The sequence below is a fragment of the Kocuria sediminis genome, assembly GCF_009735315.1.
GTDB lineage: Bacteria > Actinomycetota > Actinomycetes > Actinomycetales > Micrococcaceae > Kocuria > Kocuria turfanensis.
Genome location: NZ_WOGU01000003.1, coordinates 1 through 25,607, shown reverse-complemented (window position 1 = coordinate 25,607; position 25,607 = coordinate 1). Strand labels below are relative to the sequence as shown.

At 64.5% G+C, this 25,607-nt stretch carries 18 protein-coding genes and 3 pseudogenes; 9 read left to right on the top strand and 12 right to left on the bottom strand.

The window, feature by feature from the left end:
- The first annotated feature begins 50 nt into the window (after positions 1 to 50).
- The gene (locus tag GMA12_RS04425; protein ID WP_162459474.1) at positions 51 to 1,307 is read left to right on the top strand and encodes an O-antigen ligase family protein; all 1,257 of its coding nucleotides are present in this window, start codon (positions 51 to 53) and stop codon (positions 1,305 to 1,307) included.
- A gap of 75 nt (positions 1,308 to 1,382) precedes the next feature.
- Here the strand turns inward: GMA12_RS04425 and GMA12_RS04420 are convergent, their stop codons facing one another.
- Positions 1,383 to 2,480 carry an acyltransferase family protein gene (locus tag GMA12_RS04420; protein ID WP_156267608.1) on the bottom strand — a complete coding sequence of 366 codons (1,098 nt, stop codon included), beginning with the start codon at positions 2,478 to 2,480 and terminating at the stop codon, positions 1,383 to 1,385.
- Positions 2,481 to 2,900: 420 nt separating this feature from the next.
- Positions 2,901 to 3,800: pseudogene (locus tag GMA12_RS19680) on the bottom strand (IS30 family transposase); the annotation flags it as partial.
- 69 nt (positions 3,801 to 3,869) lie between these two features.
- On the opposite strand from GMA12_RS19680, the pseudogene GMA12_RS04415 reads away from it, so the two are divergent.
- Positions 3,870 to 4,697, top strand: a pseudogene (locus GMA12_RS04415) (IS5 family transposase).
- 441 nt (positions 4,698 to 5,138) lie between these two features.
- Here GMA12_RS04415 and GMA12_RS19500 read toward each other — a convergent pair.
- From GMA12_RS19500 to GMA12_RS04380, 7 genes are all read right to left on the bottom strand, one after another.
- Positions 5,139 to 6,242 carry an acyltransferase family protein gene (locus tag GMA12_RS19500; RefSeq protein ID WP_370830377.1) on the bottom strand — a complete coding sequence of 368 codons (1,104 nt, stop codon included), beginning with the start codon at positions 6,240 to 6,242 and terminating at the stop codon, positions 5,139 to 5,141.
- 304 nt (positions 6,243 to 6,546) lie between these two features.
- Positions 6,547 to 7,374: a glycosyltransferase gene (locus GMA12_RS18740; protein WP_162459473.1), complete on the bottom strand. Its 828-nt coding sequence runs from the start codon at positions 7,372 to 7,374 to the stop codon at positions 6,547 to 6,549.
- A 516-nt stretch (positions 7,375 to 7,890) separates the two neighbouring features.
- Complete coding sequence (locus GMA12_RS04400) at positions 7,891 to 9,198, bottom strand: oligosaccharide flippase family protein (RefSeq protein ID WP_162459472.1); 1,308 nt, start codon at positions 9,196 to 9,198, stop codon at positions 7,891 to 7,893.
- A gap of 124 nt (positions 9,199 to 9,322) precedes the next feature.
- The gene (locus tag GMA12_RS04395; protein ID WP_276607350.1) at positions 9,323 to 10,474 is read right to left on the bottom strand and encodes a glycosyltransferase family 4 protein; all 1,152 of its coding nucleotides are present in this window, start codon (positions 10,472 to 10,474) and stop codon (positions 9,323 to 9,325) included.
- The gene (locus tag GMA12_RS04390) at positions 10,471 to 11,262 is read right to left on the bottom strand and encodes a WecB/TagA/CpsF family glycosyltransferase (protein WP_162459471.1); all 792 of its coding nucleotides are present in this window, start codon (positions 11,260 to 11,262) and stop codon (positions 10,471 to 10,473) included. The genes GMA12_RS04395 and GMA12_RS04390 overlap by 4 nt, the downstream gene beginning before the upstream one ends.
- Before the next feature lie 161 nt (positions 11,263 to 11,423).
- Positions 11,424 to 12,971 (bottom strand): sugar transferase, encoded by a 1,548-nt coding sequence (locus tag GMA12_RS04385; protein ID WP_156267596.1) that lies wholly within the window; start codon positions 12,969 to 12,971, stop codon positions 11,424 to 11,426.
- Between the two features lie 297 nt (positions 12,972 to 13,268).
- Positions 13,269 to 13,727 carry a hypothetical protein gene (locus GMA12_RS04380; protein ID WP_156267593.1) on the bottom strand — a complete coding sequence of 153 codons (459 nt, stop codon included), beginning with the start codon at positions 13,725 to 13,727 and terminating at the stop codon, positions 13,269 to 13,271.
- Positions 13,728 to 14,039: 312 nt separating this feature from the next.
- Between GMA12_RS04380 and GMA12_RS04375 the strand changes: the two genes are divergently transcribed.
- Positions 14,040 to 15,275 carry an MFS transporter gene (locus GMA12_RS04375; protein WP_156267591.1) on the top strand — a complete coding sequence of 412 codons (1,236 nt, stop codon included), beginning with the start codon at positions 14,040 to 14,042 and terminating at the stop codon, positions 15,273 to 15,275.
- Here the strand turns inward: GMA12_RS04375 and GMA12_RS04370 are convergent.
- Entirely contained in the window at positions 15,272 to 15,688 is a 417-nt protein-coding gene (locus tag GMA12_RS04370; RefSeq protein ID WP_156267589.1) for a VOC family protein, read from the bottom strand. The genes GMA12_RS04375 and GMA12_RS04370 overlap by 4 nt on opposite strands.
- Before the next feature lie 171 nt (positions 15,689 to 15,859).
- On the opposite strand from GMA12_RS04370, the gene GMA12_RS04365 reads away from it, so the two are divergent.
- The 3 genes from GMA12_RS04365 to GMA12_RS04355 all read left to right on the top strand — a co-directional run bounded on the left by GMA12_RS04365 (position 15,860) and on the right by GMA12_RS04355 (position 19,825).
- Positions 15,860 to 16,264, top strand: a complete 405-nt coding sequence (locus GMA12_RS04365) for a hypothetical protein (RefSeq protein WP_156267587.1) — start codon at positions 15,860 to 15,862, stop codon at positions 16,262 to 16,264.
- An 88-nt stretch (positions 16,265 to 16,352) separates the two neighbouring features.
- Positions 16,353 to 18,011, top strand: coding sequence for a sensor histidine kinase (locus GMA12_RS19395; RefSeq protein ID WP_156267584.1), 1,659 nt, complete (start codon positions 16,353 to 16,355; stop codon positions 18,009 to 18,011).
- A gap of 86 nt (positions 18,012 to 18,097) precedes the next feature.
- Positions 18,098 to 19,825, top strand: coding sequence for a cation:proton antiporter (locus tag GMA12_RS04355; RefSeq protein ID WP_156267582.1), 1,728 nt, complete (start codon positions 18,098 to 18,100; stop codon positions 19,823 to 19,825).
- A gap of 15 nt (positions 19,826 to 19,840) precedes the next feature.
- Here the strand turns inward: GMA12_RS04355 and GMA12_RS04350 are convergent, their stop codons facing one another.
- The gene (locus GMA12_RS04350; protein ID WP_370830209.1) at positions 19,841 to 21,316 is read right to left on the bottom strand and encodes a sugar transferase; all 1,476 of its coding nucleotides are present in this window, start codon (positions 21,314 to 21,316) and stop codon (positions 19,841 to 19,843) included.
- Between the two features lie 370 nt (positions 21,317 to 21,686).
- Between GMA12_RS04350 and GMA12_RS04345 the strand changes: the two genes are divergently transcribed.
- Complete coding sequence (locus GMA12_RS04345) at positions 21,687 to 22,487, top strand: WecB/TagA/CpsF family glycosyltransferase (RefSeq protein ID WP_156267575.1); 801 nt, start codon at positions 21,687 to 21,689, stop codon at positions 22,485 to 22,487.
- 98 nt (positions 22,488 to 22,585) lie between these two features.
- On the opposite strand, the gene GMA12_RS04340 is transcribed toward GMA12_RS04345, so the two are convergent.
- Positions 22,586 to 24,091, bottom strand: a complete 1,506-nt coding sequence (locus GMA12_RS04340) for a sugar transferase (RefSeq protein ID WP_370830208.1) — start codon at positions 24,089 to 24,091, stop codon at positions 22,586 to 22,588.
- A 508-nt stretch (positions 24,092 to 24,599) separates the two neighbouring features.
- Between GMA12_RS04340 and GMA12_RS04335 the strand changes: the two genes are divergently transcribed.
- Positions 24,600 to 25,235, top strand: a complete 636-nt coding sequence (locus GMA12_RS04335) for a 50S ribosomal protein L25/general stress protein Ctc (RefSeq protein ID WP_156267573.1) — start codon at positions 24,600 to 24,602, stop codon at positions 25,233 to 25,235.
- Positions 25,236 to 25,383: 148 nt separating this feature from the next.
- Positions 25,384 to 25,607, top strand: a pseudogene (locus tag GMA12_RS04330) (aminoacyl-tRNA hydrolase); the annotation flags it as partial.

Here is a 25,607-nt window from a genome sequence, read left to right as displayed (position 1 = left end):
GGGCACGACATCTAAGCGTGTCGGCGGGGCCCACGGTTAGAGTGTCTCGCATGGTCTCCCCCCGCCGTAAACGTCTCCCGCTCATGGGCTGGATGGCCCTCTCCTGGTTCCTCGTCATTGATGTGTTGACCAGTGTCCAAGCGGGGCCCATCAGCCTATCAGGGCTGTTCACCATAGCCACGGCACTGTTGTGCGTCTGGTATCTCGCTCTCATTTACATCAAAAAACATGGCGAGGTACCCCGCAAAGCGGTTCCGTGGCCGTTGGTTGCATTTTTATTGCTGTCCTGGGTCCAACTGCTGTTCGGGCCGTCCTTACTGGGTGTGCAGAACGTCGCCGTGTACACCGGGTTCATCGGGGCGATGCTGGCTGCCGCCCGGTGGGCGCCGGTATGGCAGACGACCAGCTTTTTGCGGGCACTGCGGCTGGTGGCGATCACCGCACCCCTGATTTTTCTTATAGCGTGGGCGGCTGGTGTGCAGGTGTACGGCGAACGGGCTTATGCGCTCACAGCGATGCTTTTCACGGCCGTACTTATTCCCTACCGTGGCCAGCGGCTGGCGTATAAAGCTGGCCCCTATTTAGTAGTTGCCACAATTTTCCTGAGTCTTTCGCGCACCGCTGCAATTATCGCGGCCGTCTTGCTGGTGTTCACGGCGGTCCGGTCGAGGCGACGGTACAGGGTGGCGCGTGCTGCGGCTCTTGCCAGTGTTGTTGGCGTGGCATTGTTCTGGGCGGTGACCTCCTATGCGCCGTTCCGAGACAGATTCCTGGTCGGGGACCAGGCCCTTGCGGTGGGAGGGTTGAACATCAGCACCTCAGGCCGATCGGCGTTGTGGGGTGCTCTTATCGATTCCGCAGCCGAGGCCCCGTGGTTCGGGCATGGCCCTGGTTCCTCCAATCAGCTTATGATTGATGTGTTCGACGGTATCGCCCATCCTCACAACGACTATCTGCGTCTTTATCATGACTCCGGGATCGTTGGCGCGTCTTTGTTCACGGCCGGATTGCTTATCCTGATATATCGAGTGTGGTTGAGGGTTTGCCGTACCGACGATCAGATCCATTGGGTTGCTTTCCTTTCCCTCCTTGGCGGGGCAATTGCGGCAGTCACTGACAATGTAATCGTCTACGCCTTTGTTGTCGTCCCACTCGGCGTCATCGTTGGGTGCTCACTGGCTCAACCTGTGCCCACAAAGCGACGCAAGCGCCGCATACTACCCAACCAGGCTGCCGCCCTACATCAGTTGAATCCAACGGATCCGTCCGGTTACAACACCCAGCGACCCAAGGAGATTACCCGGTAGACCTGCGAGGTGGTGTTATTACGTACGAGCCAACCCCCGGGGCGGCCCTTTGCGATAAAAATTGATAACTTTGAGCTACGATCTGCTGAAACCCGGAGCAAGCCTAAAGTGGCGCAGGCGCTTTTCTACGGGCCGCTCAAAGTATTCATACAGTGCCCCCGCCAAGGCTACTGACACGATGAGAATGGCTGTGGATGTCGCCATGGCCCCGGTAAAGCTTAGGGTGTCAACAAACGGGATTGCCAATTTGATAACGAGTTCGTGGACCAGGTAGAGAGCGAACGACCATTGCCCTAGCCGTACGACGGTCCTCGAGCGTAGATGCCCCTGCACGCCACTGACGTCTCCGGTGGCGGCGGCTGCGATGATCGCAGCATACCCAGGCAGCATCCACACGTTGGCCACTACGTACGGCACGGCCTCTGTCGTTCCGACAATCGCCAAGGCCACCGCCATGAGCGCCATATACATCAAAGCGCTCCCGATCAATGCCTGGCTCAGTGTGAAGCGCGGCCGCCACCCGCGCTGAATGGCCAATGCGAGGCAGATGCCGATGATGAACTCACCAAATCGATACGCCGGCATTGTGTAAAACAGATATCCCAGCACACGCTCTGGCAGAACTGTAGCGCCCACCGCACCGACCAGGACCATGCCTGCGAACACAGGCGCGCCGACGTTAAGGAGGCGGCGCTGCTTGCTGATCCACCCGACGGCGAGGGGAAACAACACGTAGAAAAACGCTTCACAGGCCAGGGACCAGGACGGACCGTTAAAGGCGTACCGCCATTCCCCGGGCGGAATCCATGCATGGGTCAGGGTGAGTATGAATGGCAAAGTCGGCCACAGGATGCCGCCGCCCGTGAACAGAATAACGGGAATGGCGAGCGCAGTGGTAAGGGCGTGGAGCGGCCAGACGCGGGCGAACCGACGCCAGTAGAAGGTGCCTTTTGCGTCTTGTGTACGGCGCGACCATGCCAATACGAATCCGGACAGGATGAAGAAGAAGCCAACACCGGTATAGCCAAACCCAACGAGCAACCCTGTCTTGGCCATTGGATGGAAGTGAACTGAGAAGTGGTATAGCACCACGAGCAACGCTGCGTAGAACCGTAAGCCCGTGAGGCTGCGTAGGTGGGTGGTGCGGTACTTGCTGGGGGGTGTCGTTTGCACTCAGTAAGGCTATGAGCTGACGTGCATCACGGGACACATGACACGGCGAAACGAATAGCTCCGCGTTCGATGGAGGCTCGGTTACCTGGGTAGGGCCTCAACACAGTGAAGAGACTGCCGTCAGGCGGACGTCTCTTTCTGTGTCACGAGCTGTTGCTCGTAGTCGGTGGGGTTGCGGTCACCCGCCCGGGAGTGGCGGCGACGAGAGTTGTAGAAGGCTTCGAGGTAAGAGAAAACCTCCATCTCAGGCCCTGTCTCGGCGGCCGGGAGCGGCGGTAGACGATCTCGGTCTTTGGGTTGGCGAAGAGTGTTGCGGCCATCGCGTTATCAGAGTCCGGCCCCACCTAGCCCATCGCGGCCAGTATTCCCTTGGTGCGCAATGTCCGGCCGAAATCGCAAGCCGTGTATTGGCCGTATGCAACCGGTTGTCGCAACAGTGTGCTGTTGAGCCGAGCGTAGGTGTTCCTCGAAGAGCTCGGCGGGGGCGCGCCAGTCGAGGATTCCTCGGGGCCTGTTGTTACCGGTGTCTGCCTATGCGGCGATGTCCGCAGTACTCCAGCGGGAGAGGTCGGTGCCCTTGGGCAGGTACTGGCGCAGCAGCCCGTTGAGGTGCTCGTTGCTGCCGCGCTGCCAGGGGCTGTTGGCAGCGGCAAAGTAGGCGGGCACTGCGGTCTGTGCCTCGAAGAGCGCATGCGAGGAAAGCTACTTGCCGCGGTCCCACGTCAACGACCGGCGCACGCTATCTGGTGGCCGGCGTGAAGGCCGCTACAAGGGCGTCTTTCATGGACAGGGCGCCTTAGCTAGGCGGTGCTGGTGCGTTCTTCTTCGGCAAGATCAGCCCATAGCCCTCTTGGCGTGGCAGGTGGACCAGCATGGCGTAGCGGGTCGTGCGCTCGATGAAGGTGGCAACCGCTGAGCGCTTCAGTCCGATGATGAGGTCACCTCTCAATGTCTGGCGACCTTGCGATCCTCGACCTCTTCGGTGCGCTTGGCCGGTAAGGTCTCCTCGGTCACGTGCGCCCAGGTCTGCTGCCGGGTGCGCGGCCGGGGTGCGCGCTTGGTCCGGCCCTCATCGCAGTCACCAGCTCAGGCGTCCTTGGAGAGCGCCGCGGCCTTCGATGTAGAAGGCCTGATAGATCGTCTCGGCATCGATCCGCATCGAGGCATCTTGGTGAAAGTCGAGGGGAAGCCGCCTGGCCATTTGCGGCGGGCACCATCCACGCGCCCACGCCCGGCCCCGCGATGGGGCTTGTTCTTCCCATCCCGAATCGGTCCGGTCGGGCCCACGGCCTCGCCTTCGGCGGTGTGGACGGCGCCATTCGAAAGTGGTCTCCATAGTTATGGCTGAGGCGTTAAGTGGGGTCGGCCGGGCCGGCGATCATGACTGCCATGGCAAGTCAGACGGCCTTCGGGCGACTGCTCAGCAACCAGTTGTGGGAGCTGCTGAAACCTTTCATCCCACCGCCTCCACCGGCGAAGAACGGGCATACCGGGCGGCCTCGGCTCGATGACCGATCCGCCTTGAACGGCACCCTGTTCGTGGTCGAGCACGGCATCGCGTGGAAGAAAAGCTCCCCACCGAGCTGGTCTTCGGCTCCGGGATCACTTGCTGGCGTCGGCTGCGGGCCTGGCAAGAGGCCGGTGTGTCGGAGAAGCTCCACCACGCCGTCCTCGACCAACTCGGCCAGGACGGGGCGCTCGACTGGTCGAGAGCGTTTTTGGACTCGGCGAGCGCCCGGGCCAAGAGGGGGGGCGAGCTGACGGGTCCCAACCCCACGGATCGCGAGAAACTCGGCAGGATGTACCACCTGCTGGTCACCGCCGACGGGTTGCCGCTGGCGGTGGCGATCACCGGAGCCAACCGGCACGACTCCATGCTGGTGGAGCCGATCTTGGACGGTTCGAGCCCGGTCAGAGTGCGAGGCCGCGGTCGGCCACTGCGGAGACCGGGTAAGGTGCACGCGGACAAGGCCTACGACAACACGAGGGTGCGCCGCTACCTGCGCCGGCGCAGGATCACCGCCCGTATCGCCCACGCGGGATGGACTCAAGCAAAAGCCTCGGGCAGTACCGCTGGGTCGTGGACAGCACTTTAACCTGATCGCTGGCCTTCCGCCGCCTGGCCAACCGCTACGACCGAAGTGCCGCCACCATCACCGCTGTCGTCATCCTGGGGTCACCGTCGTCTGCGCCCGGCGACTGCCTCGGATAAACTAATAAGCCCATCTCCAAGAACAAACGACCCACCAAGGTGCCATACAACTCACTCGCACTTACAGAAGTAAACCCCGTTGACGGTACAGGTCTACCAAGTTCAGCAAAGCGTCGCGCCGGCGGACGGCAGCTCGCAAAACAGAAGTAAGGTCCGCCACCTCATCTTCGGCTGCCTGAAGTTCCTCGACAAGAGGAAACTGAGTAACAGTGCGGGTGTGCAATTTTGAGGGGGCAAGTAAATCATTCGAAGGCAAGCGGTTTGACGGCAAAGTGTCGTGTCCCTTCTTCCTGAGCAGTCGCTCAGACCTCGACATCTCACCACGCTCGCATCATGCCAGCCGACAGACCAATCTGACCGGTCACTTTTGCCTTGCTAAAAGGCGTGTCGTGATGATGCGACTGTGGTTATAGTACACCTATTGAATCTGTAAGAACGGAAGTATCTTAGGTGCGAAGAGCCCCCCGGCGGGCGACAAGGCGTACTTTGGCGAGAAGTGAACGGCCATCCAGCATAAAAAATGACGGAGGTTGAAATAACCACCTCATGCCAATCCTTGGAAGTAGCCAGGACAAAAACACGGGTACAAGAACGCCTACGGATATCCCAGCTACGAGATGAAAAGCTGGGTTCTCAACTCCAGCGTGCATTAAGAGCACGCGTGTGCCCGCATAAAGAGAGTAATGCATCACAAACACTTCAAGCGTGCGCTGTCCAACTAACTGGAGAGGGCGTGCGACATATGGAACAAAGAATAGAATTTGAGAGCAGGCCACAAGTGCTATGCAACCAACTGTGGATGCAAGCAAGCTTGGCAAAAGCAATTGAGGCGGAGTCGCAGACGTACCCGACGCCGGATGTTGTGGCGAGGCGCCCAGAAGGGCTATGAAAAGGGAAGTACTTACTGCGCCCACAGCAATCCAAGTTCCCAAACCACGATTCAGTATGCGGACTGCCCGATGCATACCCATCGTAGCGCCGAGCGCGGAGAAGAAAATAAGACTCAACCCAGCAATACCCACATAATTGTACTGACGCCCCCACATTAGCAAGGTAACGCAAAGGAAAAGGACGAGGGATGCAATAGCCCGTTTCCCATTTTTCCAAGGACGGAAAATGGTGAGCAAAACCGACGCGGTCATCAAGTAAGTGAGAAACCACAACTGGCCCTCGGGAGTCCATAACGAAAGTACGCCGAGCCATGTCCCACCCGAGCCATTCCTGTAGCCTGCAAACGCGACCGCGACAGTTCCCTGAATCAAACTCCACAGGACATACAAGTATCCTAGCGAAACAAGCCGAATGCGCATGTACCGTGATGCACCACGCTTCGCTATTCCCGACGGAATAAACAGACCCGTAAGAAAAGCCAAAGCGGGAAGTCGCAGCATACCGATGTTCTGGATCCATTCGTACGCGGGATAACTCGAATCTATGAGAGACGAGTTTAACATTCCAGATACAGTATGGGTGGCTACGACACCAATGACAGCGAGGGCACGGGCGATGTCTATGCCTGGAGCCCTCGTCCGACTCGCATTTGAGTGCATTTTAACCATCATTTATCCATATCTATTTGACTGTCGCAAAACGCCTACTGACTGAAAAACAAAAATTTTAGAAATAGGCGAGGCAACATGACAGTCTCCAATGGAGTTGGCCTCAGCCATCGGCACACCAACTTAAGAAGTCACCGATGCCGGCCGCCCGGTTGGAGTAGGCGTCGCATCAATTTCGGTTGCCTTCCGCTATGTCTATGTGTTGACACCTCGCCTTGAGCAACGCTGATGCGCCCGCGTGGGTCACCGATTGCAGTGGATCGCATTGAGTGGCTTTCAAGGTAACCGAGGAGATCTAGCCAGTGGATAAGGCCGCTTCGTACCACTCCTCTAAAAGGCTGGGTAAACGACTGCCGTCCCACCTGGTGCTCGGCCAACCTTGTGTGTGCAACGCCTCCTCCATGCCCTGCCGCAGCGAGGCGACATTGTTATCAGTAACAATACCGAAGCCGCCGAGTCGAACCGTGGCTTCGCATCCAGAGCCCCTAACAACAACAGGTACGGTGCATACCGCTTGTGCCTCACCGACGGCCCAGGCCGATCCCTCTTGCCTTGATGGATGTACCAACACACGAGAGCTCGCCATAAGGGATAGTGTTTCTGCACGGTCGACCGATCCGGCAAAGACGATTCGCTTCCCTACCCCGGCGTCCTCGGCCTGCCGCTCCAGGGTCCGTCGCAATGGACCGTCACCTACGACGAGCATCCTAAGAGAGCGGTCCTGCATGTTGCTAAAAGCATCGATGGCCATGCCGAATCGTTTCAGGTCTCGCAACTGCCCTACGCAGATAAAGTCGTAGCCGTCTGCTTCGCACGTCCGTGAACTCAAGGCCTCGAAGGCCAGTGCGGAAGGAACCACGATGTTCGGTTCCACAATAGTATGAGTTGAGCCAAGTCGCCTAAACGATTGAGCGGCAAAGTCGTTGTTTGCGAGAGCTAAAACTACGTCGCGCATGTTAATCCGGCCAATGATCCTGCGCACGCCGTTTCGCATGAACGCCCTCAACTTGCCTGAGGATTGCACGTTTAACGCTTGCGAGCTACCTGCCGGCCCGAATACAATTTTTGCCCGCTTACCGAGCATGCTTTCAAATGTCGGCAATGCCTCCGTGGCGAAGGTCACGTGATGTACAACGAAGCCGCCCTCCGTTTTCCGGGAAAGTCGCGATATTGCCAAGACGGCCTTTAACTGCCATATAATGTATGCGATGCGTATACCTCTGCCTTTGGTGGCGGCCACGAGCCACAATGGCAGTTTGACAGAATGTATGGTCAAATTGTGGCCCGCTACGCTCTCGTTTAGAGCCCTGCGAATCGCGTCAGTTGTGTGCGGCCGAGTAAAAAGAGTTATATCGTGGCGGAGCTGTAGAGACAATGTAGCGAGAGCCTCAGCCATGCTGTAGCCGACACCTGGTTCACTACCGCGGCCGGGCTCACAGGAAAAAGCACACACAAAAATGGGCAATTTGCGCTGATTTGACATGAGTTTTGATCTTTCGCGATAGTTAAGTTTATAAATTCAATTACATGTTTACGTTTGAGATCGCTCGCTAAAGCCCTGCGAAAAAGACGCCACGCGAATCGAACTAACCGGGGCATATGGCGGAAAGTGACCAGCGGCCTACAGAATGGGCTCGAGTCAGCGTGTGTTTATCAGATTGTTCGCGCTCGGGGTAAAACGACTCCAGGGCAATACAACACTTCCGTAGCCAATAGCTAGCATTTGTCGCCCGCGAGCAGTGAATGCAAAGGTCGATATCAACGCAACGGGGTGGGTTAAAACAGACGCTACAGCTGCACCGGTAAGTTCATATAAGGGAATAAAAATCAGATTAAGCATTACCGTTATGGCAATAAAGGCGCAACTGTAAAGAAAAGTATAATTGTAAGATCCTTCGAGTATGACAATCCGATCAAGAAGCTGCTTTTGAAAAATAAAAACTATGCTGGCTGCGTATATAAGTAGGAGCTGTGCGGCGGGATAAAAGGCGTCACCATACAGATATATAATAGCCATTGGGCCAAAAAGCAAAATCGTTATGGTAATGCTCGCCGACGCGAAAGTTAGAGCTCTAGCAGCACGAGCCGAGTATCTCGCATAGGCGCTGGCGGAATTGCGATTCCTGGCCATAGCATTGAAAAGAACCGTTATGAGGCTACCTGCTACCATTGTTGTTGCTTCTACGGGTCTACTCGCGGTGGCATACTGGCCGGCGGCATAAGTTGTCATAAGGCCACCGACTATAAATAGGTCGATTCGTTGGGCTATGGATCCTAAAATACTTGCTATCCAGAGTGAACGCACGCCCCAGATTCCCCTGATTGTTGCCTTCCATTCATTTGGTATGTGCCGAAATGGCCACGCAGGCAGCCCAGCACCCGGAATAAGTACAAGTTGCCACAACACGGATTCTACGGCCAACAACAACAATACTGATTCGAGGTGCCCCCGTGATGCCGCTAAAAATATGAAGGGGCAGAAACAAATTAGTAACGCCACGCGCCGCCACGCTATAGTTTGAAAATTGCCCAGCGCCGTGTGCGAAAGATCGGCGATGTCAAAGGAGCCTACGGCATATCCAATAAAAAACAGGGTCATGACTTTAGGGTCAGCCAGTTCTATACCCGGCAGCAAATGGACAATCAATGCTCCGCATACAAATATCGGAGGTATAACAAAGATTCTGCTGAAAATTATCCTTCTTAGTTCGGAGGTTCGATTGATATCTGCGCGCAAAAGTGCGGCAATGGCCGCCGTATGGAGGCCGGCCGTCGATATAGACTGCAGGATCGAACCGGATGCGGTGGCAAGGGAAAAAATGCCCAACGCTTCCGGGCCCGCACTGCGTCCAAGCAAAATGGTTGAAATGAGTAACGTGCAAAGGTGTAGCACGTTCGCTGCAGTGAGGGCCCCTACGTGAGCGGACGCGCCGAGTAAAGTTCGCACTCGCACTGCTTTCTTGGACCTCGTCGCCATCATATGGTCACCGTATTCGCTTTGTTGTAGATGATCCTCAACGAACGCTGAGCTTGCGACGTGGCTCTATCGACATGTGTCGTCCGACTGAGATTCATTTATGGGGCAGCCTATTGAACGCATCCTGGTATATAGCTTCAATGTTTCGCAGCCAAGTTGCTTTTGTGTACTGGTCTCGAAATCGTTGGCGTGCACCAATGGAAAGGTCCTGGTGGTTCTGTGTCGCCTGTTCGATAGCCTCGTGTAATTGTTGCGTGTTGTTGTAAGTAAGACCGGGCGCCCAAGTATCAATGTCGTCTGCAGCGCTATTTCCACGCCTAGCAATGACAGGCGTTCCAGCTGTGAGTGCCTCAAGGTAGATTGTAGGCAAGTTTTCTGCGCAAAGACTCGGGATTACCACACCTTTTGCATTGCATATTAATGAAAGTAATTGTTCGCGGGGTATTGGCCCAACGAATGTGACGTTTTTCATTTGTTTTGCCATCTCTTGCACCTTGTTTTCAAGGTTTCCGGTACCAGCTACTATGAGACGCTCGTTGCGCGGCCATCTTTGCAGCAAATCGACTATGCCTTTTTCAACGTTCAACCTTCCGGCGTATATCCAGGTTGATCGATCTTGTCCTACTACGTTGCTGAAAGTTGGTGGATTTATGAAATTCGGGACTACAGTTAGATTGCTTGCGTTGGCCCCAAATTTTTTGTAGGTACTCCGTGATCGTTCCGACAGGACGATGAGTTCTTGCGCTCTGGAGAAAAGCGGGTCTCCAGCCACTCCATTTCGGTTGCGTATAGCGATAGGGAGTGTTGCTAAGCGAGAATCCCGATAGCATGCATGCACGACAGCGTTGTGGTGACCCTGTTCTGGACACAGACTGCACTGATGACCGTCCCGGAACATAAGCCCGTTGGAGCAGATAGGGCGAAAATTGTGCATAGTCGCCACTACGGGGCCCCTCCACTTTTTTAGCCACCGTGTAGAAAAGTTGGGGAACAGATTGTGAACGTGAACGATGTCGGGACGGAACTTTTTTAGTTCTTTGAGTGGCGATGCTCCAAGTCCGCTGGCCACGTTGAGCGATGCGCGGGCTTTATAGAAGGGTCGGTTTCTAAGTTCGTCCGTGCGTAGCGCCACGACTTTTACGTCGTGGCCTGCTTCAGTCAGTGCCGCGGCCTGCATATCTACAACAATGTTTTCACCACTTGGAGTGACGGAGCTATAGTAACTATGTACAATCGCTATTTTCATCGGCGGGCCAGTTTCCGCAAAATAAGGAGGACGAAGGTGGTGTTTCCCCAAAGGTATCGTCGCCAGAGCCGTTTGGGTTCGCTGATTAGTCGGTGCAGCCATTCCAGTCCGAGGGTTTGTATTATCTTGGGGGCCATCAGTTTTCGTCCGGCGCTGAAGTCGAAGGCTGCTCCCACGGCTGCGGCGGTGAAGCCAGCTTCCGCGAGCCTTCGAGTCTCGTAGTCCTGCTTGGGGGTGCCGAGTCCGACCCAGACTATGTCCGCTCCTGTATTCCTTATTGTGGCATCCTGTTCGGTGCGTTCAGTATCTGTCAGGTCCCTGAACGGTGGGCTAAGTGTTCCGACTATCAACGCGCCCGGGTATTTTTTAAGGAGGGACTGTTCCAGCGCGCTCAGGGTATCGGGAGTCGAGCCAAGCAGGAAGTGACGTATGTTGTCATGGCGACCGGCGGATATGACGTCTTCGAAGAAGGCGGGACCGCGAACCTGTTTGAGTCGGTTTCCAAAAAGCAGACTAACTGCTGCGACTGGTTTTCCATCTGGCAGGTTTATGGCGGCGTTTTGGACGCATCTTGCAAATTGTGGGTCCTTAGTTGCGAGCGCGACGCTATATACATTTAGTAGGTGAATATCGGTGCCTCCGCTGGGTCTGGAGCGCACGAGGTTCAATGTCTGTTCTACTGCACTTTGTGGTGTGGCCGCTGTAAAAGGAACGCCACCTATGAAGGTTTTGTCGGTGTCTCCAGGTAAAAGGCGGGTAAAGCGGTTGGTGTTTGGATGGTTTGCCATGGGGCGTCCTTCATGTTGCATTGAGCGAAGTCTTGTCGCTGAGCGGCTCGTGGGTTTGTCCGCGCTGTCCAAATGGAGCGAGTGTATTTAGGTATATCTTGCATTGTGATTTTGGTGAGATGCTTTAAGCCGCATGTCTGCGTAGGTGCAGATAGATTTTCCTAGTACGCACCTTCCTTGGCCAGAACGGCTTTAAAGGTTCGTCCAAGGATGAGCATGTCCTGCACCGGCGACCAGTTCTCTACGTAGTAGAGGTCCAGGCGCACAGACTGCTCCCAGTCGAGGTTTGACCGTCCGGACACCTGCCAGAGGCCGGTGATGCCGGGTTTTACACGCAGCCGGCGGTGGACGTAGTCCTCGTACTGGTCTACCTCGCTCGGCAGCGGGGGTCGGGGGCCGACCAGGGACATGTCGCCCTTGAGGACGTTGAAGAGCTGGGGGAGCTCGTCCAGGCTGTAGCGGCGCATCCACTTGCCGGGGCCGGTGACGCGGGGGTCGTCCTTCATCTTGAACAGCAGGCCGGCGCCTTCGTTCTGCTCCTTGAGGCGCTGTAGGACTTGCTCGGCGTCCGTGCGCATGCTGCGGAACTTCAGCATCCGGAAGCGGCTGCCGTCCTGGCCGATGCGCTCCTGGGCGAAGAAGGCTGGGCCCTTGTCGTGCGCCTTGACGATGAGTGTCAGGGCGAGCAGGACGGGGGACAGGGCCAGCAGCGCCGCCGCGGAGCCGACGATGTCCATGAGGCGCTTGGTGAGCGCCCGGCTGCGGCTCAGCCGCGGGGTGGCCACGTGGATCAGGGGGAGGCCGGCCACCTGCTGCATGTGGATGCGGGGACCGGCGATGTCGGTGAGCCCGGTGTCCATGACCAGGCGGATGTGGGCGTCGGCCAGTGCCCAGCTGAGGTGGCGGATCTCCGTGGTGCTCAGCGGCACGTTGGAGGACAGCACCACGGTCTCGATCTCATGCTCCTGGCAGGCGGCCATGATGCCCGGCACGGAGGGGCGCTCACCCGCGGGCAGGGCGTTAACGGGCAGCTTGATGCGCTGCAGTTCCGCCGGCATGGGGTGCCGGGTCTCCGGCACGTAGACGGCGGCGGCGTCGAGCCCGGAGGTGGGGTGCTGGCGCAGGGACTTGATGAGATCGGTGGCCCCACCCAGCCGGCCGACGACCATGGTGCGGGACAGGGCCTCGCCGCGGTAGCGGGCCTTGACCAGGCGGTGCCGGACGAGGAACCGGCCCAGCATGAGCAGTCCGATGCCCAGGGGCAGGGCGATCAGGACGTAGCTGCGCGCTGTGGGGATGTCGAAGCCGAAGGAGATGATGGCGAGCGCGCCGAACAGGATGAGGCTGGAGAGGACGACCTGCCGGGTCTCCTCGAGGCCGTGGCCGATGAGCCGCACGTCGCGGGCGCCGCGCAGGCCCAGGTGGGTCCACCACACCAGGGCGAGGACGAGTCCCACCACCGCATAGGGGACCGAGCGGGGGCCGAGGTCCAGGCCGGCGTGCTCCAGCTGGAAGCGGAACAGGTGGGTGCCGAGCAGCGCCACGGTCACGGCCAGCGCATCGGCCCAGCGCAGCCGGGTGAGGTACGCGGAGCGCCACCCGGTCTCGGACGCGGGTGTGCGCTCGGCATCGACCCGGCGGAGCTGGTCGATCGGATTCTCGATGTGGTGGTCCGCAGCGGTGTGGGCTACCTGGCTGGCCTTGAGCATGGTGGTGCTCCCTCCCCGAAAAAGCGCGCGGCCACCTGGGGAAGTCGACTCCCGGCCCGGGGAGCGACGGTGGACCGCGCGCTGCATTGCACTTGTCCCCAAGTTTAGGGGCGCAAATGGATGAATAGGGCTCTATGACGAACCATTTTTGCGTTTGCATTGACCTCTGCCGAGAACTCGCGGAACGGCATTCCCCCTAGTGGTGACGGGGGTCACGTCGTCGGGCAAAGGGACGGCCCCCGAGGGGGCGGGGGCCGTGCAGCGTCCCCCAACAGGGGGACGCCGTGGGTTTTCAGCTCAGGCGGCGCGCGCCGACCAGTGGTCTTCTGAGCGGCTCAGGTGCTCGGCCTTCAGGCGGCGCAGCACGGGCAGCAGGGAGGCCGGGGTGTAGTCCGGCTTGGCGACCACGGGGGTGCCCTCGTGCCCGTGCGCGGCGAGCAGGGCCTCAAAACCGGCCTCGTGCCGCTCCAGCAGCACGTGGCTGAAGTAGTGCTCGTTGAACACCCGGGACAGCTCCAGGGCGTAGGCCCACGTGGGGGAGCCGGCCTCCGTGGGAGCCTGCGGGCAGTCCCAGTCGGCGGGGGTCTCCACGGCTTCGAGCTGCGAGCGCAGCACGCGCTCCAGGGCCTCCGGGGTGAAGGCGACGGTGAGCTCGGCGACGTCGTCGACGATCTCGAACCGGGTGACGGTGAGGCCGGCGGGGGAGCCGGAGCGCAGGTAGCGCTGGGCGTCGGTGAACAGGGGGGTGGTGGTCATCGGATTCTCGCTTGTCCGTCGAGGGGGATACGGAGCGGGTGGGATGTGTACGAGCGTATCCGGATGACTCTGCATGTGGGGGGAGGTTTCTGTCCCCACATGGTCCCCGTGGGATCGGACAAAGGTCTATTGTCAGCGCGTGGGCCCTGTGCGGAGAGTGGTCACGTGTAGACCTTCGTCCAGGCGGCCCGGTGGGATCCGCCCGGGGCCATGGCCGTCAGGACCTCGCGCTCGGGAGGACTATCCTGAGCTCCTCGCAAATTCCTGGCGTTCGCGCGCGTCCCGCGCCACCCTCTGCCGTGAAAGGTCCGCATGCCCTCCGAGTCCGCCGCCCCGTCGCGCCGTCGTCGAGGGCTGCCCGCCTCTGCTGCCTTCTGGGTGCAGGCGTCCGTGCTGGTGGTGCTCATGGCCGCCTCCAGTGCGCCGAGCCCGCTGTATCCGCTGTACCAGGAGCTGTGGGGCTTCCCGCCGGTGGTGATCACAGTGGTCTTCGCCGCCTACGTCCTCGCTCTGCTCACCGCCCTGCTGACGGTGGGCTCGCTGTCCGACCACCTGGGGCGCCGCCCGGTGGTGCTCGCCTGTCTGGGGCTGGAGATCGTCGCGATGCTGGTGTTCGCCCTGGCCGGCAGTGAGGCGGCCCTCGTGGCGGCGCGCCTGGTGCAGGGCGTGGCCACCGGCACCGCGATGGGGGCGCTGGGCGCCTACCTCATCGAGCTGGAGCCGCCCGCCCGGCCGGGGCTGGGCACGGTGCTCAACGGGGCGGGGCCGACGTTCGGCCTGGCCGCCGGGGCGGTGGCCTCGAGCCTGATCGTCGCCGCGGCGCCCGGTGCGGTGTCCCTGATCTACGTGGTGCTGCTGGTGCTGCTCGTGCTGCAGGTGGTGGCCACGGCGCTGGGCCCCGAGACCGTCGAGCGGAAGCCCGGCGCCCTGGCCTCGCTGCGGCCGCGGGTGCAGTTTCCGCCGGCGGTGCGGCGCTCCGCGCTGTGGGTGCTGCCGGCCGCGGCGGCCACCTGGTCCCTGGGCGGGCTGGTCCTGTCCCTGGGGCCCAGCGTGGTCCGCTCGATGACCGGGGCGGACTCCGTGGTCCTCACCGGCCTGCTCGTGGCGGCGCTGACCGGCACCGGCGGGCTGACCACGCTGCTGCTCGGCTCGGTCCGGGCCTCCCGTGTGCTCGTCCTGGGCATGAGCACCCTGGTGGTCGGCATGGCCGCCACCGTGGCCGGACTACTCACCGGGTCCGTGGGGCTGTACTTCGCCGCGACCGTGGTGGCCGGGGTCGGCTTCGGCGCCGGCTTCCTCGGCGTGCTGCGCACCCTGCTGCCCCAGGCCGCCCCGCGCGAGCGGGCGGGCCTGCTCTCGGCCATCTACGTGGTGAGCTACCTGGCCAACAGCATTCCGGCGGTCGCCGCCGGTGCGCTGGCCGGCCGGGTGGGCCTGGTGCCCACCGCGGTGGGCTACTCCGGGATGGTCCTGGTCCTGGCGCTGGTCGTGCTCGCCGGTCAGGCGGTCCGGGCGCGGTCGGCGCGCCGGGGCGCGGCGGGCTCCTAGGCCACGAAGATGCAGAACGGGTGCCCGGCCGGATCGGCGAACACGTAGAGCGGTTCGTCCGGGTCGTCCGTGCGGTCGAGCAGCTGCTCGGCCCCCAGCTCCAGGGCACGCTCCCGCTGGTGCTCGAGCGCGTCCCGGTCCGGGACGGTCAGGTCCAGGTGCAGCTGCTGGGCGACGCCGGAGGCATCGGGCCACGTCACCCGCGGCAGCGCCGGGACGGCCTGGAAGGCCAGCTTCCGCGTCCCGTGTGCGTCGGTGAGGACCAGCCACTCGAGCTCGTCGGCGGAGCCGTCCACCGGCGGCTCGTCCCCGGGCCGGTACTGCAGGCCCAGCAGCTGCCGGTAGAACTCGGCCAGCCCGCGGACGTCCGTCGCGTCCAGCACGGTGGTCTGCAGGTGCGGATAGTCGGCCATGAGGGGTCCTTTCCCGTGGTGCTCCCGCCTCACCGTAACCACGGGCGGCGAAGTGCGGAAGGCACGGGAAGCTGGCAGGTGGGGGACACGCCCCTGTTACGCGCCTCACGGAGGCTGGAGGAGGGCGGCTGACCGGCCGGTCCACGCAGCGTCCCGGAAGGACCCCGCACGATGACCGTGACCCTCAGCATCCTCACTGCCGAGACTCCCGCCGGGGCGGTGGAGTGGGCCCGGCTGTTCTCCTATCAGCTGCCGGCCGGCCACGACCCCGGCCTGCCGGTGGTGCTGGAGTCCCTCACCGAGGGCCGGCGCCGCCCCGGGCACACGTACCGGTGGACGGACTACCAGGTGCCGGTCGCGCTGGTGCCGGCCTGCCTGCTGGACACCGAGCACGAGGCGGAGCTCGACCACGGGCGGATCACGGGTTTCCACGGCGTGGACCTGCTGCCCGTGGTGGCGGAGTACGCCGTGGCCCGGGCCGAGCTGCACGAGCCCGGTCCGTCTGCGCCCGGATCGTCCGCGCCCGGATCGTCTGAGTCCGAGGAGCCCGGCGCGCCCCTGTCCCCGGCCGCCTGAGCGGTCCGCCGCGGGGCCCGACGCGCTAGGGTTTGCAGGTGCCACTCCGCCCCCCGGGTGGCGCCCCCGCCGTCGGAAGAGCCCTGCCGTGGACGCCCTCGTCGCTCACCGTTCCCTGGTCCCCAAGCCGTTCCACGAGCTCTCGCTGCGCGGGCGGGTGGTGGTGAGCCAGCTGCCGCAGGCCGTCACCACGCTCCTGCTCCTGCTGGTCCTGGCCGTCTTCCGGGCGCCGCTGCTGGCGGACCCGCGGGTGCTCTGGGCCGGGGTGCTCACGGTGCTGCTGACCCTGGTGTGCCTCCTGGTGCCGTGGGACCGGCTGCCCGAGCGGTCCTACCTGGTGATCCCGGTGCTGGACTTCGTGCCGATCGGGCTGCTCTTCGAAGGCCTGTTCCCGAACGTGCTGGGGGTGCCGTTCCTCGCGGCTCTTCCGGTGCTGTGGCTGGTCGCCTCGGCGCAGCTGCCCCGGTCCGCCGCCGCGCTGGGGGCGCTGCTGACCACGGCCATGCTGTGGGTGCCGGTGCTGCTGCGCCCCGGGCCCGTGGTCCTCTCCGCGCTGACCGCCCCGCTGCTGATCCCGCTGATGATGTTGGCCATCGGCACCATGGCGCAGGTGCTGGTCAACAGCGCCGAGGCCAAGGACGCGCAGCTGCGCCGGCTGCTGGCCGCCGGGGACCGCCGGGAGCGGCTGCTGAGCACCGTGCTGGACTCCGTGGAGGTCGGGGTGCTGGCCCTGGACGAGATCGGGCGGCCGCTGCTCACCAACAACGGACGGCTGCACGACCACGCCCAGCAGCGGCTGGCGCCCCCTGCGGCCTCCGCGCGGCTCACGCTGTACGACGGGGCCGGCGCTCCGCTGCCGCCCGAGGCCACCCCGATCGCCCGGGCGGTGGGCGGGGAGTCCTTCTCCTCGATCCTGGTCCGTGTGGGCGAGCCCCCGGCCCAGCAGGTGCTGTCCGTGACGGCGCGGGTGATGCACGACGAGCACGGGCGGGCGGACGGATCGGTGCTGTCCTTCAGCGACGTCACCGAGCTCGTGGACGCCCTGCAGGCCAAGGACGACTTCGTGGCCGGGATCTCCCACGAGCTGCGCACGCCGCTGACCTCCATCCGCGGCTACACCGAGCTGCTGGCCATGGACGACCGGCTGCCGGCGTCCGCGCAGGACGGGCTGGAGGTGATCGAGCGCAACGCCGACCAGCTGCTGAGCCTGGTGGAGGACCTGCTCAACGCCCACCGGGACGCCGCCGACCTGCACCGGGTCCCGGTGGACCTGGTGGGGCTGCTCGAGCAGTCGGTCGCCGCCGCCCAGCCCTCGGCCGCCCGGACCGGAATCACCGTGCGGACCTGGGCGCCGGACTCCCTGGGGCTGGACTGCGACCCGGTGCGCATCGGGCAGGTGCTGGACAACCTCGTCTCCAACGCCGTGAAGTACTCCTCGGCCGGCAGCGCCGTGTTCGTGGTCGGCACGTGCACGGAGGACACCGCCCGGGTGCAGGTCATCGACCACGGGCACGGCATGACCCCGGAGGACGCGGCCAAGGTGTTCGAGAAGTTCTACCGCAGCTCCACCGCCCGGATGAGCACCACCCCGGGGCTGGGCATCGGGCTGTCCCTGAGCAAGGCCATCGTGGACCAGCACGGCGGGACCCTGACCTGTCACAGCACCCTGGGCGAGGGTACGGTGTTCACCCTGACCCTGCCGCTGGACCCTGCACGCGCCGCGCTCCCGGCCGCCGGGGCCCGCTGACCGCCCACCGGCCCGCGGCCCCGCCCGGCCTCCGGCCGCCGCGCGAGGTCCGGGGCGCGGCCGGTGCCGCTGGATAGAGTGCGGGAATGGGAATGGCAGTCGCGGGTGTCCTGGTGGTCGTGCTGATGGTGGCGGTCACCGGAGTGTCGAGGAGACTCGGCGTGGCCGCCCCGCTGCTCCTGGTGATCGTGGGGCTGGCGCTGTCCTACGCCCCCGGAGTGCCCGCCGTCGAGGTGCCGCACGAGTGGATCCTCACCGTGGTGCTCCCGCCGCTGCTGTACGCGGCCGCGATCAAGGTCCCGGTGATCGACTTCCGCCGCAACCTCGGGGCGATCACCAGCCTGTCCGTGGTGCTGGTGCTGGTCTCCGCAGTGCTCACCGGTCTGGTGCTCTACGCCCTGCTGCCGGACCTGAACCTGGCCGCCGCCATCGCCCTGGGCGCCGTGGTCAGCCCGCCGGACGCGGTGGCGGCCACGTCGATCGGCAAGCGGCTGGGCCTGCCGCCGCGGCTGGTGACCGTGCTCGAGGGCGAGGGCCTGGTCAACGACGCCACCGCCCTGGTGCTGCTGCGCAGCTCCCTGGCCGTGGCGGCGGGCACCATGTCCGGGGTGTGGGGCGGGGTCGCCGACTTCGGCTACGCCGTGGTCGTCGCCGTGGCCGTCGGCCTGCTCGTCGGGGTGGTCACCGTCCTCGTCCGCTCCAAGATCCACGACCCGGTGCTGGACACGGCCCTGTCCTTCGTCGTGCCGTTCCTGGCGTTCATCCCCGCGGAGGAGCTCGGGGCCTCCGGGGTGCTGGCCGTGGTGGTGGCCGGGCTCTACACCGGCCACCGCAGCGCCAGTGTCCTGGACGCCCCCGCCCGGATCAGCGACGACGTGAACTGGCGCACCGTGCAGTTCCTGCTCGAGAACGCCGTGTTCCTGCTCATGGGCCTGGAGCTGCGGCACTTGGTGGAGAACATCGACCAGGACCTGCTGAGCATTCCGCACACGGTCCTCATCGGCCTGCTCATCACGGCGGTGCTCATCGTCGTCCGCGTGGCCTGGGTCTTCCCGCTGGTCCTCCTCCTGCGCCGGCGCGCCGGCCGCGCCGAGCGCCGGACCATGCGCCTGTGGCTGGGCCTGGACCGGACGGGCGAGCGCAGCACCGATCCCCGGCAGGAGCGCCGGCGCCGGCTGCGGCAGCGCGTCTACGCCCAGCGCCGGGCCGACCTGGAGCAGGAGCGCCGCGAAGGACTGGGCTGGCGGGGCGCCGTCGTCCTGGGCTGGTCCGGCATGCGCGGTGTGGTGACCCTCGCGGCGGCCCAGTCCCTGCCCAACTCGGTGCCCTACCGGGAGCAGCTCGTGCTCATCGCCTTCACGGTGGCGGTCACCACCCTGCTGCTGCAGGGCGGCACCCTGCCGGCGCTCATCCGGGCCCTGGGCATCCGCGGCATCGACACCACCGCCGACCTGCGGGAGTCCGCCGCCCTGTTCGACGAGATCGCAGACGCCGGGCTGCGGGTCCTCGACGCCCCCGACGCGGTCCTGGGCGCGGACGCCGCCGTGGACCCCGACGTCGTCGAGCGCGTCCGCCAGGACACCTTCCTGCGCAGCGAGTCCACCTGGGAGCGGGCCCATGCACGGGAGGCGAAGGACGCCCCCACACCCCATTACCAGTACCGGCAGCTGCGCCTGGCCGTGGTCCGGGAGGAGCGCGAGGCCCTGCTCACCGCCCGCCGGCAGGGGAAGTACCCCTCACGGATCCTGGCCGACGCCCAGCGGGTCCTGGACGTCGAAGAGGCGCGGCTGCGCCCGCGCAGCACGGGCCACTGACCGTGCCCGGAGGGCTCAGTGCGCGCCCTCCTTGGCGAGCACGGTCTTGACCGTGCGGAGCAGGATGACGAAGTCCTGGACCGGGGACCAGTTCTCCACGTAGTAGAGGTCCAGGCGCACGGCCTGCTCCCACTCCAGGTCATCCCGGCCGGAGACCTGCCACAGCCCGGTGATCCCGGGCTTGACCCGCAGCCGGCGGTGCACGTAGTCCTCGTACTGGGCCACCTCGCTCGGCAGCGGAGGCCGAGGCCCGACCAGGGACATCTCCCCGCGCAGCACGTTGAGGAACTGGGGCAGCTCGTCGAGGCTGTACTGGCGCATCCACCGCCCCGGTCCGGTCACCCGCGGGTCGTTCTCCATGAAGAACAGCACCCCGCCCTTGGCGTCGTTGGCGGCCATCAGCTCGGCCTTGCGCTCCTCGGCGTCGGTGTACATGGAGCGGAACTTCAGCATCTTGAACGTGGTGCCGTCCCGGCCGGTGCGCTCCTGGGCGAAGAGGACGGGTCCGCCGTCGTGGGCCTTGACGATCAGGGCCAGCACGAGCAGCACGGGGGAGAGCAGCACCAGCGCGGCGGCCGCCCCCACCACGTCGACCAGGCGCTTGAGCATCCGCCGGGACCGGCTCAGCCGCGGGGTGGAGACGTGGATCAGCGGCAGGCCGGCCAGCTGCTGGGTGTGGATCCGGGGCCCGGCGATGTCGGTGAGCCCGGTGTCCAGGACCAGGCGGATGTGGGCGTCGGCCAGGTGCCAGGACAGGTGCCGCACCTCCTCCGAGCTCAGCGGCGCGGAGGCGGCCAGCACCAGCGTCTCGATCCGGTGCTCCCGGCACGCGGCCACGATCCCCTCCACCGAGGGGCGCTCGCCGGCGGGCAGCATGTTCTGCGGCATCCGCACCCGGGCCAGGTGCCGGGGCAGGGCCGTGCCCGACGACGGGGCGTAGACCGCCACCGGCTCCAGGCCCGCGGCCGGGTGCTCCTGCAGCGCCTTGAGCATCTCCACGACCCCCGGCACCCGGCCCACCACCAGGGTGCGGGCCATCGCCTCCCCGCTCAGCCGCCGGCGCGTCAGCCCGCGCCGGACCAGGCCGCGTCCGGCCAGCAGCAGGAGGATGCCCAGCGGCAGGGCGAGCACCACGTAGCTGCGCGCCATCGGCACGTTGAACACGTAGGAGAGGATGGCCATGGCTCCGAAGAGCACCAGGGTGGCGGAGACGACCTGTCGGTTCTCATCCACCGGGTAGCCGATCAGCCGGACATCGCGGGCGCCGCGCAGCTCCAGCCAGGCCCACCATGCGAAGCCGAGGGCGGCACCCACCAGCCAGTACGGCACGGTGAGCCCGCCGAGGAGCAGCTGCTCCTGCTCGAGGCCGAAGCGCACCAGCTGCGTCAGCACGAGCGTGGCGGCCAGGGCGGCCGCGTCCAGGTGGCGCAGGTTCCGGATGTGCGTGTCCCGCCAGGCGGCCGGCCGCACGGTCATGTTCCTCTTGAGCACGGATGACTCACTCCCCCCGAGTGTGCGGGGGCCGGAACGCTCCCCTGCGCCCCCCGGCGCGGTTCCGACCCCGTTCCCGAGTTTACAAGCGCACATTCATGCAAACAGTCCCTTAACTGGGGACACCCTCACGCAGCTCCAGGGGCGCGGCGAGCCGTAGGCTGTGCGTATGTAAACGCACGTGCACGACGGCAGACCCACGGGCTCGGGTCGGCATGACGTGCGCGTCAGGGGGCGCCGGTGCGCCGGCCGGATCCGGGGGGATCCCGCCGCACCACGGCCGGTGCTCCCTGCCGGAAGCCGCCGGCCCGGTCACCGGGTCCAGCGCGAGAGCGAGGCGCCACAGCGGCGCCGCACAGGGGGAGCACGCATGTTGAAGCACCAGTCCCGTGCCGAGAGCACGGGCCCGATCGAGATCCCGGTCAGTGGAGTCAAGGTCACGCCGATGGACGCCGACGAGTTGCACCGGTGGATCTCGGCGACCTGGCAGGAGGGCCGCAAGGCCGCCATCCTGGCCCACAACCTGCACAGTCTCTACACCTGGGAGGTCAACGCCACCTTCCGCGCCTTCTACGAACAGGCCGACGTGGTCCTCACGGACGGTTTCCCGGTCCTGAAGCTGGCGAAGTGGCGCTCCGGCCGGCCGCTCAGCGCCAAGCGGCACCGGCTCGGCACCCTGGACTGGCTGCCGGGTCTGATGGGGCGCACGCCGGTGCGGCGCATCGCCGTCGTCGGCGCCACTCCTCAGGGCAACGCGCGCACGGTGCAGATGCTGCGTGCGGGGGCCGGCTCCGGCGAGGTCCGGGGCTGGGCGGGCGAGGGCTGGCATCCCATGCTGGAGAAGCGCATCGTGCAGGAGCTCCAGGAGTACCGGCCGGACTTCGTGATCGTCGGCCTGGGCATGCCGCTGCAGGAGGAGTTCCTGAGCCGGCGCTGGGCGGAGCTGCCCCCGGCGATCTACGCGGCCGTGGGCGGCGGGATCGACGAGTACGCCGGCATCCAGAAGCCGCCGCCGCGCTGGCTCGGGCCGCTGGGCCTGGAGTGGGCCTACCGGCTGGTGACCCAGCCGCGGCGGCTGGGCCACCGCTACGTCGTCGAGCCCTGGATCCTCGCGTATCTGCTGGCGGCCAAGGTCGCCCGGAGCGGGACGGGGACCAGCACGGGTGTGTAAATCAAGCTGTCCCGGTGGACCCGAACCACGCAGCCGGGCCCAGCGAAAGCAGAAGCCAGGGCTTCGGGGTCGATCGGCTCTTCGGGTCTTCGCTCCGCTCAGTACGCCCCGTCCGGGAGGATGACCACCTTGACGGTGCGCAGCAGGATGGTCAGATCCTGGATGGGCGACCAGTTCTCCACGTAGTACAGATCCAGGCGCGCAGCCTGCTCGCCGCGAACGTTGGACCGTCCCGAGATCTGCCACAGTCCCGTGATGCCCGGCTTGACCCGCAGTCGTCGGTGCATGTGCCGCTCGTACTCGTCCACCTCTGCCTGCACCTGCGGCCGTGGACCGACCAAGGACATGTCACCGCGCAGCACGTTCACGAACTGCGGCAGCTCGTCGAGGCTGTACTTGCGCATCCACACTCCCGGCCTGGTGACCCGCGGGTCGTTCTTCAGCTTGAAGAACACGGCGCTTCCACCGGCCTCGGCGAACAACTGCTGGTGCAGGGCTTCGGCATCCGTGCGCATGGTCCGGAACTTCAGCACCTTGAAGGGCTCGCCGTCGAGCCCGATGCGCTCGTGGGCGAATAGCACCGGACCGCCGTCGTGGAGCTTGACGATGAGCGCGAGCACTATCATGAGCGGGGCGAGGAGCACGAGGGCTGCAGCGGCACCGACGATGTCCATGGTTCGCTTGCACAGCCGACGGGACCAGCTCATCCTCGGTGTGGACACATGGATCAGAGGGAGACCGGCCATCTGTTGCGTGTGGATGCGGGGTCCTGCGACGTCGGTCAGGCCGGTGTCCAGGATCAGCCGGATGCGCTCGTCGCTGAGGTACCAGCTCAGGTGCCGGATCTCCTCCGGAGAAAACGGTGCACTCGCGCACAGCACGAGCACTTCGATCTGATGGTCGCGGCAGGCCTCCACGAGTTCGTCCACGTCCGGGGCTTCGCCGTCCGGCAGGAGATTCGGTGGTTGCTCGACAGATGCCAGTGCCGCCGGTAGGGCCCGGTGCGAGGTGGGTACATAAGTGGCCACGGGATCGAAACCGGCTTCCGGGTGCTCCTGCAGGCACTTGACGGTCTCGATGACCCCGGGCCGACACCCGACCACCATCGTCCGGGACATGGCCACGCCGACCCGTCGCCGGTTGACCAGGCGGCGGCGGATCTGGCTCCGTCCGAGCAGCAGCAAGGAGGTTCCCAGTGGCAGCGCCACCAACACGTACCCGCGGGCCGTGGGAACGTTGACTGCGTATGAGACGATGGCGATGGCCCCGAACAGGATGAGGGTGGCGTTGATCAATTCCCTGGACTCCTCGACGCCCTGCCCCACGAGTCTGATGTCACGCGTACCCCTGAGTTCCAGCCACACCCACCAGCAGATGCCCAGCGCCGCGCCCACCAGCCAGTACGGGAGACCCAGGCCTTCGACGGGCAGCGTCTCATCGAAGCCGAACTCGTCGAGGGGCAGCGTCTCGCCCTCGAAGCCGAATCGGATGAGCTGCGTGGCGACAACCGTCGCCGTCACCATCACCGCGTCGGTCTTGCGCAAGGAGCGCAGGTAGTGGTCGCGCCATGTAGTGGAACGGCGCAGTGCAGATTCCTTAAGCACGGCTCTTTTGTCCTTTCCCCTGCGGCCTCGCACGAGTCGGGGTGCACGGGGTTCCCAGGGCAGCACAAAGCAGGCCGTCGCCGCGACGACGAGAGATTTGTGAGTACTGGGCACCCGGTTCTCCGGTGCACGTTCCGGTGCGAACCAGTCGACCCCCATCGACTGGCCTGTACCGGTGGGACTGGATCGACCCCCACCGGTCCGGTTGCCGCACTCTCGACTGTAAAGGGAGAAGTTCCGGAAGCGCACACATGTGTCGAGAATGGCTAAATGTGAATTCACTATCGCAATGACTAGGCGCGATGCCCCTCGGAGTGCCCCGTGCTACCCTGGCGTGGTTGCCAAGGCGAGGGGACCCCTGTGTCCCGTGATCGACGACGGCTGGTTGAACGTTCCCGCCCCGCGCGGTGGCGGCGTCCGCGAGGGCGTGCCGCCCAGGATGCTGGGGAGGGTCTGCGGCCGGTATCGCCTGGCCGAGACAGCACAGACCCGATTCCGAGGAGTTCCCATGGTTGACACCATCCGCATCCCTGCCGAGACCCGCAGCGACTTCGGCAAGGGCTACGCCCGCCGGATCCGCGCCAACGACCAGATCCCCGCGGTCGTCTACGGCCATGGCGCCGAGCCCAAGCACGTGGTCATCCCCGGTCACCTCACCATGCTCGCGGTCCGCAACCGCAACGCCGTGCTCGAGCTCCAGCTCGACGGCGGCACCGAGCTGGTCATGGTCAAGGACGTCCAGCGCCACGCCACCCGCCCGGAGATCCTGCACATCGACCTCCTGGCCGTGCGCCGCGGCGAGAAGGTCCAGGCCGAGATCCCCGTGCACGTGATCGGTGAGGTCGACGCCGACGCCGTGCACAACGTCGAGGAGAACACCCTCACGGTCGAGGCCGAGGCCCTGCACGTCCCCGAGCAGCTGACCATCAACCTCGAGGGCCACGGCGTGGGCGACCACGTCTACGCCGCCGACGTCCGCCTGCCCGAGGGCGTCACCATGGTCTCCGACCCGGAGCTGCTCGTGATCAACGTCGCCGCCCCGCAGGCCGCCGACCTCGGCGAGTCTCCGGCCGAGGGCGCCGAGGTCGCCGACGAGGCCGCCGAAGCCCCCGAGGGCGACGTCGTCCCCGAGAACGAGGCCTGAGCACCACCGCTCGACCGGTCCTCGTGATCCCGTGAGTGCGGGGCGGCCCGCGGGCCGCCCCGCACTTCACATGACCGCACCGACGCCGTCCGTCCCGGCTGCGGCGTCCTGATCCGCACTTTCTGAACCGAACTCGCTGGAGGCACCGATGTCCGAGGCATGGCTGGTGGTGGGGCTGGGCAATCCCGGCCCCGAGTACGCCCGCACCCGGCACAACGTGGGACAGATGGTCCTCGACGAGCTGGCCTCCCGGCTCGGCGGGTCCTTCAAGGCGCATAAGGCTCGTGCCCAGGTCCTCGAGACCCGGTTGCGCCCGGGCGGGCCGCGCGTAGTGCTGGCCAAGCCGATGACCTACATGAACACCTCTGGCGG

Coding starts and splice junctions, on each gene's coding strand:
- GMA12_RS19500 (WP_370830377.1), bottom strand. CDS start 6,242: ATGCACTCAAATGCGAGTCGGACGAGGGCTCCAGGCATAGACATCGCC.
- GMA12_RS04390 (WP_162459471.1), bottom strand. CDS start 11,262: ATGGCAAACCATCCAAACACCAACCGCTTTACCCGCCTTTTACCTGGA.
- GMA12_RS04335 (WP_156267573.1), top strand. CDS start 24,600: ATGGTTGACACCATCCGCATCCCTGCCGAGACCCGCAGCGACTTCGGC.
- GMA12_RS04365 (WP_156267587.1), top strand. CDS start 15,860: ATGACCGTGACCCTCAGCATCCTCACTGCCGAGACTCCCGCCGGGGCG.
- GMA12_RS04370 (WP_156267589.1), bottom strand. CDS start 15,688: ATGGCCGACTATCCGCACCTGCAGACCACCGTGCTGGACGCGACGGAC.
- GMA12_RS04355 (WP_156267582.1), top strand. CDS start 18,098: ATGGGAATGGCAGTCGCGGGTGTCCTGGTGGTCGTGCTGATGGTGGCG.
- GMA12_RS04425 (WP_162459474.1), top strand. CDS start 51: ATGGTCTCCCCCCGCCGTAAACGTCTCCCGCTCATGGGCTGGATGGCC.
- GMA12_RS04385 (WP_156267596.1), bottom strand. CDS start 12,971: ATGCTCAAGGCCAGCCAGGTAGCCCACACCGCTGCGGACCACCACATC.
- GMA12_RS04380 (WP_156267593.1), bottom strand. CDS start 13,727: ATGACCACCACCCCCCTGTTCACCGACGCCCAGCGCTACCTGCGCTCC.
- GMA12_RS04395 (WP_276607350.1), bottom strand. CDS start 10,474: ATGAAAATAGCGATTGTACATAGTTACTATAGCTCCGTCACTCCAAGT.
- GMA12_RS04345 (WP_156267575.1), top strand. CDS start 21,687: ATGTTGAAGCACCAGTCCCGTGCCGAGAGCACGGGCCCGATCGAGATC.
- GMA12_RS04375 (WP_156267591.1), top strand. CDS start 14,040: ATGCCCTCCGAGTCCGCCGCCCCGTCGCGCCGTCGTCGAGGGCTGCCC.